Origin of the sequence: Arcanobacterium phocisimile, assembly GCF_016904675.1 — a bacterium.
Lineage (GTDB): Bacteria > Actinomycetota > Actinomycetes > Actinomycetales > Actinomycetaceae > Arcanobacterium > Arcanobacterium phocisimile.
The window spans coordinates 1,460,028-1,474,753 of sequence record NZ_CP070228.1; the positions used below are offsets into that span (position 1 = coordinate 1,460,028).

Sequence of the window (14,726 nt, forward strand, 5' to 3'; positions counted from 1 at the left end):
CGTGTTCCTGAAGAATTACCTTTAGTTTATGGCGAGGGCAACGAGCACAAACACAAGGAAGGACACAACTGCCGCTAAGAATACTCTTGTCCGGCTAAACTTCGGTAGGTCCATTTAATTCCTTCTCTATTAGAGATCAGAAGCCTCGTCCTGAATCCAAAGAAGGACTATTTTCAGAATCGCTGCCCTTTTCCTCCCACTGCAATGCCGTAGGGTCCCACACTAAACCAACTGTTTCTCCCACCAGAGCCGGATCAATACAGATTTTTACTAGCTCTTCAGCGGTCGCAACATCCTGCAGCTCATCCGGAATCTTTGCTTCTTTAGCAATCCTTCGGAAGTTTCCCGAGTAGTCGTTAAACCAGGCCTCCGGAACATAAAAAGATTCAAGAGTTCCAAGTCGCCGAATCCGAGCTTCTGATGCTATCCGTCTTGCAAGCGCATCTCCATCAATTTTTTCATTCCGCAGATAAATAATAAGATCTACAAGATCTCTAACCCGACTAGAGACTCGGCCACCCTCATAGCGTTGCATCGTTGCGCACACTTTATCTGCTACAGCATGCACTACTGGATAAACGCGATACTTAAAAACTGGAATTCCTTCTATATGCAATCGATTTGCCGGTTCAATAGCATCTGTTTCTTCAACCGGGATACGATCAACTACGAGATCAATTGATAACGCATTGAGTCTCTTTGTTTTACCAAGAAGTACAGAAATTTTTACTCGATAACCGTCACGATATTCTTAATTACTGGCAATCGGCTTTGCGGGCTCAACGATATATTCAAGATAATCGTCAAGGTCAATTCTTGCGATACGTTCTAGCTCACTAAGAGCTTCCTCGAGATCCTGCCCGTTATAGACGACGTCGGTATCTCGCGTATATCTCGCGTCAATCGTACGAGCAAGCATCCCTCGTCCGCCTTTAAGAATGAAAGCTGGCGGATCTTCACTAAAAATTCTTTCTAGAAACCTCCCCGCATAATACCCTTCAATCGCGCGGTTCGTATCCTGGGAAGATTTTTTCGCGCTCTCTTTGACTGCGAGTTCAAGCGCACGCGCAGTGCGATAACGGCGTTCAGTCATCGGCGCTCTTCTTTCCCAGGATCGCATTAAGCTCACTAAAATCAGGCGTACTTTGACGGAACGACGCGTTAAGAGATTCCATGGTTTCTTTCCCCAATTCTAGACTTTTAAACCATCCCTGGATCTCTGATGCCATCGAAAGAGTACGCATGAGTGATCGGTAGCTTTCAGAATACAACCCGGTAGTTTTCGCTATTGCCTCTGCAGAGTCTTTCAACATATTATGTTGAGCACGCATAGCCTTTCCGGCTTCTGTTATCATTTCAAAAGACTGCGCTAGAGTTGCAACACCGGCGTTCAACTGCAGCAAAGCAGCATTACGCGTGAACAAGTCACGGGCAAACGCTTCCCCATCTCCTGTTGAATATCCATGCTTCTTTGCCAGCGGTTTAAGCAGATAGGCAAGACGTTCTTGATCGAATCTATATTCATTGCGGGCGGCATCAGCGATAATGTTTGCGATCAGGTCAGGATCTTCACCGAGCCGGATAAGATCATAAATAGTTCGTTCCATAGTGGTCACTGGCACCTGCTCGACCAGAATAATATCTTTTGGGTCAATCTCTTGACGAAAATAACGGATATCATCACGTGTGGTTTGTTTACGCACAGACAGCGTGAACGTATACGGAGAAGCATGAAAATCCCCAACACCATGCATATAGGCCGCAGTTCTGCCAGAAATAACCGCATCAAAGTTCGGTTTGTTGAGCCGATCGTAAACTGTTTCTTTTGGAAAGACCGATAACCACGCCGCCTTGACATCAGCATGCGAGGTTTGGTTACCAGACACATACTGGTACACGCCATAGGTCAGCTCTTCTACACGACCTGCATCGCGGAGTCGAGAGATTTGATTACGCCGCACTCCCATTTGTTGAGCTTGTGCAGTAGTGAACATACCCCACTGCGACATTGCCAGATTTTCAAATTCTTCCACCCAAACTACCCAATACTGAAATCGTTCCGTTTTTGTAAACGATTTCAGTATAGCAGAACGTGGTCTCTAGCCTCCCCATATAACTCTCGAATCAAATCCTGCGCCTGCGGCGAATAACAGACATTAACGAAAGCTTTGCCATCGCGAGATTCACCCTGGTACCTCACGATACCTACTTTAACTCCACGACTCGTTGGCCGTAGCACGCCGTCGTCACGTATCAGATAGCCATCCCGGATCAATGCTTTGTTGAGCTCTTGGGGCTTCACAGTACTACCCCAACTTCGTAACATATCGCTCGCAACCATATAGCCGTAGTTTTCCCAATAGGACTTTTTGTAAAGCACATCCTCGTCGAAAGATTCTTGCGTGGCGCCCGTAGCACCCATAACAAACGGCGAATCCACCGGGGTTTGCGCATAGGCGCGCACCAAACTAAACACGCTACCTTGGTCTTTCCAGCGTGCCTGACATCCAACGACGACGAACAGATCCTTTGCCCGCGAGACCGCCACATTCATCAGTTCTAACGTGTTATCGATAAACGCCGCTCGCTCACTTGTTTCCCCATAGACCGATGAAAAGAGGATAACTGGCCGTTCTGCACCTTGTAGAGAATGCGCAGTACCGACCTTAATTTGACGGGCGATATCTGGACAGTGCTTACGCAAGGCACGTCTAATTAGGGCAACTTGCGCAGCAAACGGCGTAACGACGCCGATGATAGCGTCCTTACCTAACCGCGCTTCGCCGTCGTCACCCCCACCGCAATACCGCGTCTCGAAAAATTCGTAGTTGTCCCCGATCCAGTGAGCGATAGCGTCGGCTTCTTCTCGATTGACCCGGCTCGAACCGGCAGTGTGGTCCTGCGTGCCCGCAACACGATAGAACATGAACGGGTTGGCTACGGTATCTGCGAGGCGATAGTTTTGTTCTGAGCGACGTGGTTGAAGTTGCCCGTCGTATATGAGTTCGTTGCAAAATCCGATGATCCGCGAATGGCACCGAAAGTGTTCGGTCAAGAGCAAGCCCGGGCGCGGCTGCTTGGACGGATCTGAATACGCCCAGTTACCTGCATGACTAGCCGCTTTCATCACCGACGACGGCTGTGACGCCGTTAAACCGCGCTTTTTCATAACGTCCCAGTATGCCCCTGCGTTGTTCGACGACGATTCGCCACCGGTAGCTAGATCTTCGTCAGTGACTGGATCAATATTCCAGATCGGTGCGAGCTGACGTTCGTCGCCCACAACAATCGCGCGCTTGGCGAACGCGAAAGCAGATGCCCCAATCGAGGTATCTATTTGTCCGGCTTCATCGACTATGAGCAGATCTGCACGGGAGAGGCTATAGTGCTGATGTAACTTATCGCCAGTCCACAGCGAAAAATATTTCGGCACCTGGTAGGTGGTCAGCACAAAGCACGGGGTTAGTGCACATGCCTGTGGCCAATACTTCTCCATCACCCTCGCGGTAGTTTGGTATCGGTCTTCTTCTGGCACAAACTCGTTATTTTCTGCTGCAAGCAACCAGGTCGCTTCGTAATAGTGTACCGCCAGCCAAAACTCGTGATACCTCAATGTGACGTCAAGGATCTCATCAAGTTCACTCAGGGACCTTGAGTTGCGGATCTTCTGACTCTGTTCGGTGCTAATGATGCCGGTGACGCACAATTCTGCCAAGATCTTCTCCAGCTCTTGGCCAGCTATCTCTGTGCGCGTTATGTGATGTGATGCTGTGTCAGATGTGTTTCTTGCTTTGGAGCGGCGAAAGAGCCTCTTCATCAAGCTCTGGCCACGATTCGTTACTGCATGCCTGCCATGCTCGGTGCGCTGATACGCTTCATTTTCGTGTTCTTGGGCTATCGTTTGTGACGGACGTGGGCTTTCACAATAGTCACTGAAGCTCATAATGAGTTGGCGACGACGACGATCGATCTCCAACAGTTGTTGTTTGAGCACCCGTTGAATACTCGCGATACTGGCTACTGGTCCTTGTGCGCTGGCTTGAAGATATGTCGTTGCTTGTGCTTGAAAATAATCAGTAGCCGACTCGATATAGCCCGGATCCGAATAATCGGAGTACGCACCTTCCTTATGCGTAGTGTCGAGGAGATAGCCGCGAGATTTCGCACTATTATACTTAGAAACGGCCGGGCAGTAGGTAGCTAAGCTATGTAACGGCTCTTCAGTTTTAGCATCAGACGCGGCTGGTATCCAGCGCACATCAAAACCACCTTGAGCTTGCGCCCCCACCGAGCTAAACGAATCAATAATATTCGTCACTGCTTGATTATTCGTTGAGGTACACAAAATCAATGGCGCATCAATGCCTTCTAGCGCATGCCGGGTAACAAGATTGGCAACAACTGCTTGAAGCATCGTCGTCTTCCCAGTACCCGGCGGACCACTGACTGCAGTAATATCGCCGTCGTCATCAGATAAAAACGCATGAAGCGCGGTACGCTGGGATGGTGTGAGCGGGAACTTACCGCCCATATGTCCGCAAGATTTCACCATACTTTCAACCTGCGTATCGTGATCGGATAAGGCTCCATCTAGACTCTGCTCAAAATCTTGTACCGAAACAAACTTTGCGTACAACGGAACCGGGTTAGTTGCTAATGATTCTTCGAGAACAGAATACAACTCAACAATTGCCTTATTCGCAATAATATTCTCTCCCGCAACCAGGTAACACGTCTCAGTATGTATTGTTAGGTCCGAATCAACGCCGAACGACGTCGTCCAATTACACAACGGTTTTCCCTAAATATCGTCTGTCGAATCCCGTTTTTAGATAATCATGATCTCTACAAAATCCGATCAAACATACCAGAATTACACACAGAAATATAATAAAATTAGCACTATTTTTAAATGTATTAGATAATGAGCATTATGTACAGTAAGTACTAAAACGCTGGAACCGTTTCGCCTCAAATTAACCTCACCTGCAAAACAGGTTATGGAGAGACACGGCCTTTGGTAAGAGTTTTGAAAGCACACATTAGGAGATGCACTATGCAGTTGAAACCAAGCGACATGAATATAGAGTCCATCCTCGGTTTCTACCCAACGATGATGATCCCAAACTTCCAACGCGATTATAGCTGGGACAAAACTTACTACAAGCGTTTTCTAGATGACATCATCGATGCATTATATATTGACCCAACAAAGAAAAGACCTATAATTCCGACCGAATATTTCATAGGCACAATGGTTTTTTCCGGTTCCGAAAAAACTGATGAAACAATTGATGTTGTCGATGGGCAACAAAGATTAACTGTAATAACAATAATGCTATCGGCTTTATCCTACAAATTCGAAGAAATTGGTTCACAAAAAATCGCTTCAGCTACTTTCTCTTACGTTAAACGCGAAAACAATTATGGAGAATTAGTCCCACGCATCCAAACAAAAACCTCGCACCCTTTCTTCCTTGCATATGTACAATCTCTGGGGGCGCATGCGGATGTGCAGCCTTCAACTGACGAAGAAATGAATATCAAGCGGACATACGATTTTTTCAATAAGGAATTGGACGAAAGTCATCTGAGGGAGCGTGACCACTTTAAAGAATTAGATATATCCTACGAAGATCTGCTATTAGGAATCCGTGACCAGATCTTAAAAATGCGAGTCATTTCGATTGTTACAGAAGATAAGGGGGTTGCATATAAAGTTTTCGAAATTTTGAACGCAAAAGGAAAACAGCTTGCTAGTGTTGACCTCATTAAAAATTCTGTTCTCGAGCCATTCCATAACGATGAAAAAGGCATGGATGAACGGCTCTACACGCAATGGGAAAGTTTGAAAAATATTCTCCGAAAGCGCGACCCGGAAATTGGTTTTGTCACATTTTACAGGCACTATTGGTTCTCCAAATACAACAAATGCCCAACTACGCGACTGTACGACAAATTCAAATCTAAATTCTTAAAAGGCCCTGAAAAGCAGAAAAAGGATAAACTCATCGCATTTGTTACGGATCTATGTAAAGAAGCAGAAGTGTACATGAAGATCGCTCACCCGCTATTAGAAGATTTTAACAATAGAAAAGAATATAACTGGGCAGTCCAAAGTTTAAATAACGTCGAAAGGACATTCGGAGTGACACAACCCCGAATTGCTTTCATGGCCTTGATGGACGTTAAATCACGAAATCTCATTGGCAACAAATCATTTAAACGCGCAATCCAGTTTATTGAAAATTTTATATTTATTTATTCTGCATTGTTGAAAAAACAAGCAAATATATATGAGGCTCGATTTTCTACTTTTGCAATCAAACTTCGTAAAAGCACAAGCAAAAACGAGACAGAGCGAATTATCAATGATCATTTATTCGCTGCTTTTGAAGATAAAATACCCACCGAAGAGGCTTTCATATCGAGTTTTATAGCGTTGAAGTATTCGAAATCGCCGAGGCCAACAAACATGCTAACAAAATATGTTTTAAATAAGCTCAGTATCTCATTCACTAACGGGAGAGATCATTTTTGGGATGACGCTACTATAGAACATATCATCAATGAAAACCCCGATAACGAACATACACTACTAATCGGAAACTTAATTTGCCTTGAAAAGTCACTGAACGAGGAAGCAGACAATCGTAGATTTGACGAAAAACTAGCCATCTATCGAAACTCTAAATACGATGAAGTAATTAAACTTTGCGACGAGTACAGTCAATTTGATTCAGAAATTATTGAAAAGCGTTCCGTTGCACTTGGGGAATACTACTACAGGACGATTATCAAACCTGCCTTATTGCCATAGAGTCAGCCCCGTTGCTTAGCATCTGGTGGATTTGCAGGATAATGAGTTTGTCGACTGGACGGTCCCGGCATGATTATTTACCCCTGTTTATTTGAGGATCGGGGGTGTCGTCAACCGGGATCGGGCAGACGCTCGTGATTGCTAATCAGGGGCGTAACGCGGAGATACGATGCCTCTCGTACTGTGTACAGAATGGATATGTTTGCCTAAACATATCCACGAGAACAACCGTTTTGCCTCGAAGTCGCGAAGATCACAGAATCGGATGAATTCACTACCTAGCTTGGTATCGATGAGGGAAAGACTGATCACTGAAAATTCACTATTAACTCAGCCGGCGAGAAGATTGACTCCTTCTCATCACTACGTCAGATCTATACCGATCTCACGGACCAAGGCCAGGTGTTGCTATGGTTAATCAGCTACAGCAACACTCATTACACATCGCTTATGCGATAGGGATCAAGCTCGCGTGCGTAACCCGGCTAACAATTTGGCGGATCGCTGACTTGTATCTAGACAATGCGAAAACTAATCCACACGATGCGTTTATCATCACCCCCGCCCCACGCCATACTCTACGTACTTTTTAGATAAGGACGAGGCCGAGCTGGACTGCAAACTGGGTTCGATCGTTATCTGACCCTCTAGATCACGCAGACTGGTAACAGGATCCACGGCCTAATAATACAGATCCATCCCGGTTTTGAACCCGTGATCAGACCTCGCCTAGATCACCCGGCTTTCCACGTTGCACTTCAAGCCTGGCAGCGCCTGCCAATTTAATGAAATCCAATGGCTCCTCTTGGTGTTAAGCTCAAGAAACACGGAGTGAGGCGCCGGTAACCCTAGACCGATGAGATCATTGGACGCCCTTACTGCGCAGAATGTAAGGGTTACTACACGAATGCAACAGCCATCGTCATTCCACACTTATCGCGAACTTTAGCCGGGTTGTATCGCCAACGAACCAACATTCAGGCACAGATCGAAGCGTTAGTCACCGAGTGTCCTCTTTATCTACTGCTCACCTCGTTGTCTGGAATCAGGGTGAAACTACCGCCGTGATCATTGCCGAAGCTAGAAAGGAAAAGATTTCTGCTTCACAACCCATCTCACTGGGTTTACCAGAATCACTTTCCGGAATCGTCACTCAGAGAAGCTTGACTAGGTCCGGGACCACCTCACAGGCGGGTAACAAACGCTCCAAACAAACCACATAGACTTGCCAAAATAGATAGAGGAGCAGTAAAAACATCTTCTACTGTTTTGAGTGGCTATGCGACACCTGTGGTTCGTCCACAAAAAGCTCATCTCTATCATTCGTTTCTTAAGCTTCGCGTAGACTATCTAGACATCAATCAGCCAAAAACCTCACAAACTCTCACTCAATAATATTCGTTAAAAGGCACCAGCGCACTGACACCGTATAAATATATTAGTCTATACGCCTCTGTACTTTAGGCAACATCAAACACACTGTCACGCAATTCAGTTTCCCACGTATCCAGATACTCTTCTGGAAAGCAAAATACAAAAAATATTTTATAGATCGAGATTCTTATTCCACCATTTGTTATACAAGTCGCTTCTTCTAATCTTTAATATCTGGGTTTATTCTTTTGCAAAAATAATTAATTCCTGATAGTCAAAGTCGTCCATCATTGGCCCGCAGATGACTTCCAGAGTATTGAAATACTTTTCATCAATATGGTAGTCAACGAATTTTATCTTAGGATTATCATCTGAAAAATATTATCCAAAATTTTTCGCAAAAATTGCGATCCTCTTCCTGCATCAATTTTTGCAACTCAATGGGAATACATAAAATGTTATATCTCCACTCTTTGTGAAATTCCATTGATTATGTTTATAAGTACCTAATTTCGCAAAATCTAAATTAAAACCGCTTTCCGACTGATTAGTAATCTCAGAAAGCAATTTTGACTTATCACCAGTATATATAACTTTTGCGTTTTATCTTCTTGCTTTTATATCTTTATCATCGTCGACAAACAACGGCAATACAACAAATTCACTCTCAAAAATATATCGTGGAGGAGTAATAAAATGCTTTGCTGGTTCATTGTTATCTCCGACGCCTCGTCAGCTAATCGCATATTTTCTATATTATAAATAATTATTATTAAAAGGAAAACTTTCTAGTTTGATACAGACTCCACAACTTGAATCACCATACATTACCCATTGCGGAATACTGTTTTTTATTTTCCGGTCCAACTGCTTGAAAGAATAAATTTGCCTGAATAAGCACCTTCTCCCGTTAAAAATTCAGATTTATCATCCATGTACCTAAGCGAGGTAAAAGGCAAATTTTTATTCACAAGTATAAGTTTTAAGGTTTTTAAATCAGTATAGTGATATAAAAATGTATGTATCCGTCTACCCTTTTCAAGGCTATCTCCTCTTCTCTTTCTATCTGAACGATATTAAATTGTCTTCAATAGCAAAATTCAAAAATTTCAGGTTTTCTGTAATTTTTATATCTAACATTGTCTATCAAGTATATTATTTTTATTTCTTTAAAAAGAATATTATTTGAAAATTTCGCGTTTTCCTGAGAATCTGCTATTTTCTACTATTAGCGATTCGGCTAGTTTTTTCTAGTCACAGCCTGGTCTTAGTTCTGATACCGTCTTATCACCAAAAGTCGAAAACAACTGCAACCACTAACGGCACGGAAACGGTTTAAACAGCTAAGTCTATTTCTTTCTGCTTCCCCACTCAATAGTGCCGACGGCTTCGAGACGCAGTTGAGCATAACTTGTTCACGTCAGCAACCTCGTTAGTAATCCGGTTGAAGATCTTAGCCAGCACGTCGTCTGCACGCGGGTCCAGTTCGCCGTCATCGTATCTTCAGACGATAACGAGCGTAATACGATCGGATGACCATAAGTATGCGCGTCGTCCTAGACGCCAACCACACGAGCACCAACCAACAACGCAACCAGACACTGCCAGATCTCACGATCCATACCGGCTGCACTTGAGCTACTGATACGCAATCAGATCGACTGCCTCAGCGGTTTCGCCAAAGAGTAACGCTGTCCTTCAGGAGAGCCCTCAGAATCTCGTTGCCTCACGACAAGACAATAAAGGTAGACACCCAAGAATATCTACAGCGTGACTATCTACCGTGAACCTGCCGATAGCCTAGTAGTTGTCGACAAGTTCTTGTACCACACGCCCCATTTCCATGCCGCCACAAGGAATGGGATCCCGAAAACATAAAACGAGATAAGACCCAGCTGCCCACCAGAGTTGACAAGGATAAAAGTAAGTCCTGATATTCCGTACAGCACAACAGGAACGATACTCAACCGACGCACGCCCTTCGAAGCTACTTCTAAAGATAGTACTTGTTTACGGCGTAACTGATACCCATGAACCAAATAAGACACGAAGGCTACGAAGAACCACCCCACATAGTTATGTACAGGGACACCGAAGTACGAGCCTCCATCCAGCCACACCCACCATCCGTTTTCCACCGCAATTGGGTCGTAGTTTAAGTCAAAAGTGGTCACAACCAATGCACCTACAACCGCTCGCAAAACAATCAGGCCAGGCGTATGCCTGGTAGGAATTGGGGAACCATCAATCAACAGATTTGTTATTACCCATGCAATGTAAAGAAGCGTGACCCAACCGGAAAATACCGCAATAGGGATAACATCCAGTTTCGGACCCATCAGCGCAGTGAAATAGTATCTGCCAAAAATAAGACCGGTATGCACACCTATCTCTTCCAAGACATAGGCTATAGCTAAACCACTGCCGATCATGGCAAGTGCAGGCTTCCACCCCAACACTTTCACTGCATACCAAGTCATAAAAGCTAAAGTCACTACCGCCAACGCAGCCACAACAAGAGGCATAAGTCCGGATCCATCTCAAACAACATACTCGCTTCTGCCCTTCGTTAGATAAACGCTAACGGTGCCGGATAGAGAATATAGCGTATAAGGATCACGCATCGACGTCTTTGATAATGTTAGGATCAGGGTACAATAAGCGCGGATAATTTACACAGAACTATCTTCCCGATAAATGAAGGTCATTATGTTGAACAGTAAAGAGCTTTCGGAATACATCATGGATCAACTATCTGATCTTGGGTCTATCCGAAGTATCCCTATGATGGGCGGATATATCTTTTACTATAAAGAACGCATATTTGGCGGGATTTACAGTAAAGGTTTTATGGTAAAGATTACTGAGGCAAGCAAGAAGTATATGCCGGATAGCGAACCGGAACCTCCGTATACCGGGGCAAAACCGATGTTGCCTGTAACCATTCTGGATGATAGAAAAACGATGCAGAAGATGATTGAAGAAATGTATCCGGAATTGCCTGAAAGAAAAGTAAAGAAACCACGGTGATCGATTTTGCTTTCCGAGGCAAAACTCATGTTTGGCTAAATAGTATTTGCAAAATATCTATGTTCAACAAAGCGCAAAAAGACCGTAGCTGAGCTACGGTCTTTTTGCCATCGATTGTCAGCCACTTTGAAAAATTACTGAGATTATTCTTTTCAACATCGTTACCGAATTTCCCCAGTTGCTTATGTCAATAGGCTAAAAATCCCTATTTTAAGCCATTGCCGCGGGTTTCCCCTACTCCCACTCAATCGTGGCCGGCGGCTTCGAGGTGCAGTCGAGCATCACGCGGTTCACGTCAGCAACCTCGTTGGTGATGCGGTTGGAGATCTTGGCCAGCACGTCGTATGGTACGCGGGTCCAGTCCGCCGTCATCGCATCTTCAGACGAAACCGGGCGTAGTACGATCGGGTGACCGTAGGTACGGCCGTCGCCCTGCACACCAACAGAACGAACGTCAGCTAGCAAAACAACTGGGCACTGCCAAATCTCCCGATCCATACCAGCAGCACTGAGCTCTTTACGCACGATCGCATCCGCTGCTGCGCGCAACGTCTCCAAACGCTCGAAGGTCACATCGCCCACGATACGAATACCAAGGCCCGGACCTGGGAACGGCTGACGCCACACCAGCTCCTCAGACAAGCCCGACGTCAAAATTACTGGACTCAGAGTACCTTAAATAGGGTAAATACTGCATTAATCTCATATCGTGTTATTGTATGCTATATCATTTTATAAGATGTCAGATTGACAAATTCGGCATCCCAAAACCATTTTGGAAATACGGTTGAGCCAAATTTCAGATCAACGGAAGGCCTATAATATGTCATACACATTGGTTTACAGGTTTGAAGATCAAAACCGAGACGGACTCACGCTACCCGCTAGCTGCATAGTCCAGATTCACACATGGCACGCTATGAACCCTGACCACAACGGAAAGGTTCTATTTACAACTGGAAGTGGCCCAAAGCCGGACATACTTCAGCAGGTAGATCATATTATTCTGATGACCAAAGACGGTAAATATGCACTAAAAGCTGAAGTATATAAGTCTGGTAAACACTCTGATATCCAGAATCATCCAAAAGACTACAAGCAACCAAGCGTTTGGCCCGAAAATGACTATACCAATCCACAGGCTTGTTGGTACTGCTTGTCAGGAATTACTTCGGAATCCGTTATACAAATTGAACGAGGGGATTTCATCGACGAAAAGAACACTGACATCTTGGACCCTATCAGCAATCAGCAATCTTGGCGGCTAGTTAAAAATCCAGCCAACTGAATCTTCCGACCGGATGGAAATCTACTTTCGATAAGCTTCAGAGCGACTTACAAGTTAAACTATCGGACTACGGGAGTTTGGATTCAAATCAATACTGGATTCAAACTCCCGTAATACCTAGAAATCGATTTTTAGCCCTCGAATCTAGCCGGTATTTTATGTGAACAACTAGAGATTGACGTGTCTATGCCCATACGCGAAACTTCTGAAGTGCCCCAGGTTTTGTTTCGTTTAAGCAGATGGGCATAGCTTGGGTAGGTGCAAGAAATTTGATCAGGATGCGAAGGATCGCGTCGTCCGCTTGGTAGAAGAGCATATTTTGGCGGAAAATGTTTCCATGCCAGAGCCGTGTAAAATTGCGGCACCGAATTTAGGTATTTCGTGGCATACCGGTTGGTAATCGACGCACACAGCTCGCCCTGAAAGGGCACGTTGTCGAATGCATGCCGGAGGACTTGGAAGTCGAAAATGCGCGGCTACGTTAGTGGAAATCAGGAGCTTCGCGATACTAATGAGTTCAGATAAGCAGCGTCGGCTTTTTTCGCGTTGGAACTGGCCCCGAAACATTGGTAAATGATTCGGTTCATTGATGAGTATCGAAATCGTTTCTCTACTCAGTTCATCTGCACGACGTTAAACACTCACCGTGTTGGCGGTTTCATCACTGCTCCTGGCTATCGTCGATCAAAATCCCGTGGCGTTAGTGCTCGTAGCCTACGTGATGCTGCTGCCGATAGTGCATATCGTTGAGGTTCATGAAGGTAACTACAGTGTCTATGGGACTGGTTAAAATGTGGCACGCGTTGAACCGTGAGGGGAAAAGATATTGGTCGTGAGCAAACCGCTCGTTTGATGCGCCTTGCTGGAGTTAGTGGTAAAGGTAAGGGCCTCTCACCTGTGACAACTCGCAAACCTCAGGGGGTGAGATACTCGCCCGGGCTTGGTGCAACGTGAATGTCGAGCTCCTAGACCGAATCGGTTGTGGGTGGGGTGACATTACCTATGTCCGTACCCGTAAGGGGTTTTCTCTACACCGCTTTTGTGACCGATGTGTTCTCCCGACGGATTGTCGGGTGGACGCTGGTCGGTTCAATGCGAACGTAAAGCGTTGCCGTTGCAGGCGCTCAATCAGGCGATCGTATGTGCGAAGAAAACAACAGGGCTGATTCACCATTGCGACCACGGCTCGCAGTATGTGTCCATTGTTTAAAATGAGTGTCTTGCCGAGCATGGGATTACTTACCTCGACCAGGACGGTTGGCGATTCCTATGACAATGCTTTGGCTGAGAACGTCAACGGTTCATTTCAAGAATGAGCTGATTCATTCATAGGTGGTCGTGGGCGGGGCGTGGCTGGATGTTGAAATCGCGGGCGTTTGAATGGGTCTCGTGGCCGAACTTGTCACGGCCTGTCCAGAGCTTGGGCTACCGTACACCGGCTGAGGTTGAACAGGAGTTTTGGAACGGCAACACCGGACCACGAAAATAATAGAAATCAAGGCACGTGCCTAGGAACAAAACCCGGGACACTTCATATGGCCCATTGCCAAGCAACAACATGTGTCCCGTTATAGGCCACGAGTAAACACCATGAAGCGAAGTAGGTGCCATCGACCATGAGGGTTTGATATACCTCGCCAGTGGGTTGGGGATGTGGGACAGGGACATTCCAACACCATTGTTGGCTACGGCGTTGGGAACGAGTTATGGTGCGTTCTTTACGCGAACTATTACCCAGTATCGAGGTTGATGAAGCTTTTCATTTGAGCTTCTTTGGTCAGTCCTTGTCGGTGAGCTGTTGAAGACGCACCACAGGATTTACAGCGGTAACGTGTTTTACCCGCCGAGGTCTTACCATTCTTTTTCAGCTCACCACTGCATATATCACAACGTCGTTGGTAATGGGAGGAAGTCATGATTCTTATCTACCACAGATAAGAATCTACAACTTTCCCCTACTACATCAATGAAAAACCCCAACTCCAGACACACTTTCTGGCCTTTAACCCTGTGTTTAACTGAGGCGAAATACGAGGATAAGGAGGCTAGCCAGCGAATGATCGTTGGTTAGCCCGCTTAACTATGTTTGGGTGACACTACGAAGCGAGTGCGGTTAGAAGCCGACGAAACGGGTGGAACAGCAGGCTTTCCATAGGGATACTTGTGCACAACATATAGAAAGCACAAGAAGGGTTTTATTTAAAATTTCTCAGG

General features: G+C 45.4%; 10 protein-coding genes and 4 pseudogenes. 5 read left to right on the top strand and 9 right to left on the bottom strand.

The window, feature by feature from the left end:
* Positions 1–136 precede the first annotated feature (136 nt).
* Genes JTE88_RS06585 through JTE88_RS06600 form a run of 4 tightly spaced genes read right to left on the bottom strand, consistent with a single transcriptional unit; the run spans position 137 to position 4,792 of the window.
* On the bottom strand, positions 137–724 hold the full coding sequence (locus tag JTE88_RS06585) for a nucleotidyl transferase AbiEii/AbiGii toxin family protein (RefSeq protein ID WP_204425811.1): 588 nt from the start codon (positions 722–724) through the stop codon (positions 137–139).
* Positions 725–751: 27 nt separating this feature from the next.
* Positions 752–1,093 carry a hypothetical protein gene (locus tag JTE88_RS06590; protein WP_204423761.1) on the bottom strand — a complete coding sequence of 114 codons (342 nt, stop codon included), beginning with the start codon at positions 1,091–1,093 and terminating at the stop codon, positions 752–754.
* The gene (locus tag JTE88_RS06595) at positions 1,086–2,033 is read right to left on the bottom strand and encodes a type IV toxin-antitoxin system AbiEi family antitoxin domain-containing protein (RefSeq protein WP_204423763.1); all 948 of its coding nucleotides are present in this window, start codon (positions 2,031–2,033) and stop codon (positions 1,086–1,088) included. Before JTE88_RS06595 ends, JTE88_RS06590 begins: the two co-directional genes overlap by 8 nt.
* A gap of 44 nt (positions 2,034–2,077) precedes the next feature.
* Positions 2,078–4,792, bottom strand: a complete 2,715-nt coding sequence (locus JTE88_RS06600; RefSeq protein WP_204423765.1) for a DEAD/DEAH box helicase — start codon at positions 4,790–4,792, stop codon at positions 2,078–2,080.
* A 264-nt stretch (positions 4,793–5,056) separates the two neighbouring features.
* Between JTE88_RS06600 and JTE88_RS06605 the strand changes: the two genes are divergently transcribed.
* Positions 5,057–6,820, top strand: coding sequence for a DUF262 domain-containing protein (locus tag JTE88_RS06605; RefSeq protein WP_204423767.1), 1,764 nt, complete (start codon positions 5,057–5,059; stop codon positions 6,818–6,820).
* A 2,737-nt stretch (positions 6,821–9,557) separates the two neighbouring features.
* Here JTE88_RS06605 and JTE88_RS06610 read toward each other — a convergent pair.
* Together JTE88_RS06610 and JTE88_RS06615 are read right to left on the bottom strand one after the other, a co-directional pair.
* Positions 9,558–9,828, bottom strand: a pseudogene (locus JTE88_RS06610) (GMP synthase (glutamine-hydrolyzing)); the annotation flags it as partial.
* A gap of 144 nt (positions 9,829–9,972) precedes the next feature.
* Positions 9,973–10,719: a carotenoid biosynthesis protein gene (locus JTE88_RS06615; protein WP_204423769.1), complete on the bottom strand. Its 747-nt coding sequence runs from the start codon at positions 10,717–10,719 to the stop codon at positions 9,973–9,975.
* A gap of 217 nt (positions 10,720–10,936) precedes the next feature.
* Between JTE88_RS06615 and JTE88_RS06620 the strand changes: the two genes are divergently transcribed.
* Positions 10,937–11,224, top strand: coding sequence for a TfoX/Sxy family protein (locus tag JTE88_RS06620; RefSeq protein ID WP_204423771.1), 288 nt, complete (start codon positions 10,937–10,939; stop codon positions 11,222–11,224).
* A 234-nt stretch (positions 11,225–11,458) separates the two neighbouring features.
* Here the strand turns inward: JTE88_RS06620 and JTE88_RS06625 are convergent.
* Positions 11,459–11,869, bottom strand: a pseudogene (locus tag JTE88_RS06625) (GMP synthase (glutamine-hydrolyzing)); the annotation flags it as partial.
* A gap of 364 nt (positions 11,870–12,233) precedes the next feature.
* Here JTE88_RS06625 and JTE88_RS06630 point away from each other — a divergent pair.
* From JTE88_RS06630 to JTE88_RS06640, 3 genes are all read left to right on the top strand, one after another.
* The gene (locus tag JTE88_RS06630) at positions 12,234–12,512 is read left to right on the top strand and encodes a hypothetical protein (protein WP_204423773.1); all 279 of its coding nucleotides are present in this window, start codon (positions 12,234–12,236) and stop codon (positions 12,510–12,512) included.
* Positions 12,513–13,085: 573 nt separating this feature from the next.
* Complete coding sequence (locus tag JTE88_RS06635; RefSeq protein WP_204423775.1) at positions 13,086–13,262, top strand: hypothetical protein; 177 nt, start codon at positions 13,086–13,088, stop codon at positions 13,260–13,262.
* A 298-nt stretch (positions 13,263–13,560) separates the two neighbouring features.
* Positions 13,561–13,722: a hypothetical protein gene (locus JTE88_RS06640; RefSeq protein WP_204423777.1), complete on the top strand. Its 162-nt coding sequence runs from the start codon at positions 13,561–13,563 to the stop codon at positions 13,720–13,722.
* Positions 13,723–14,052: 330 nt separating this feature from the next.
* Here the strand turns inward: JTE88_RS06640 and JTE88_RS09285 are convergent.
* Positions 14,053–14,214, bottom strand: a pseudogene (locus JTE88_RS09285) (IS256 family transposase); the annotation flags it as partial.
* Positions 14,215–14,298: 84 nt separating this feature from the next.
* A pseudogene (locus JTE88_RS09290) lies at positions 14,299–14,428 on the bottom strand (transposase-like zinc-binding domain-containing protein); the annotation flags it as partial.
* Positions 14,429–14,726: the final 298 nt, after the last annotated feature.

Bases quoted from the DNA above. Each gene is read 5' to 3' on its own strand.
- JTE88_RS06635 (WP_204423775.1), top strand. From the start codon at position 13,086: ATGATTCGGTTCATTGATGAGTATCGAAATCGTTTCTCTACTCAGTTC.
- JTE88_RS06605 (WP_204423767.1), top strand. From the start codon at position 5,057: ATGCAGTTGAAACCAAGCGACATGAATATAGAGTCCATCCTCGGTTTC.
- JTE88_RS06590 (WP_204423761.1), bottom strand. From the start codon at position 1,093: ATGACTGAACGCCGTTATCGCACTGCGCGTGCGCTTGAACTCGCAGTC.
- JTE88_RS06640 (WP_204423777.1), top strand. From the start codon at position 13,561: ATGTGTTCTCCCGACGGATTGTCGGGTGGACGCTGGTCGGTTCAATGC.
- JTE88_RS06620 (WP_204423771.1), top strand. From the start codon at position 10,937: ATGGATCAACTATCTGATCTTGGGTCTATCCGAAGTATCCCTATGATG.
- JTE88_RS06630 (WP_204423773.1), top strand. From the start codon at position 12,234: ATGACCAAAGACGGTAAATATGCACTAAAAGCTGAAGTATATAAGTCT.
- JTE88_RS06615 (WP_204423769.1), bottom strand. From the start codon at position 10,719: ATGCCTCTTGTTGTGGCTGCGTTGGCGGTAGTGACTTTAGCTTTTATG.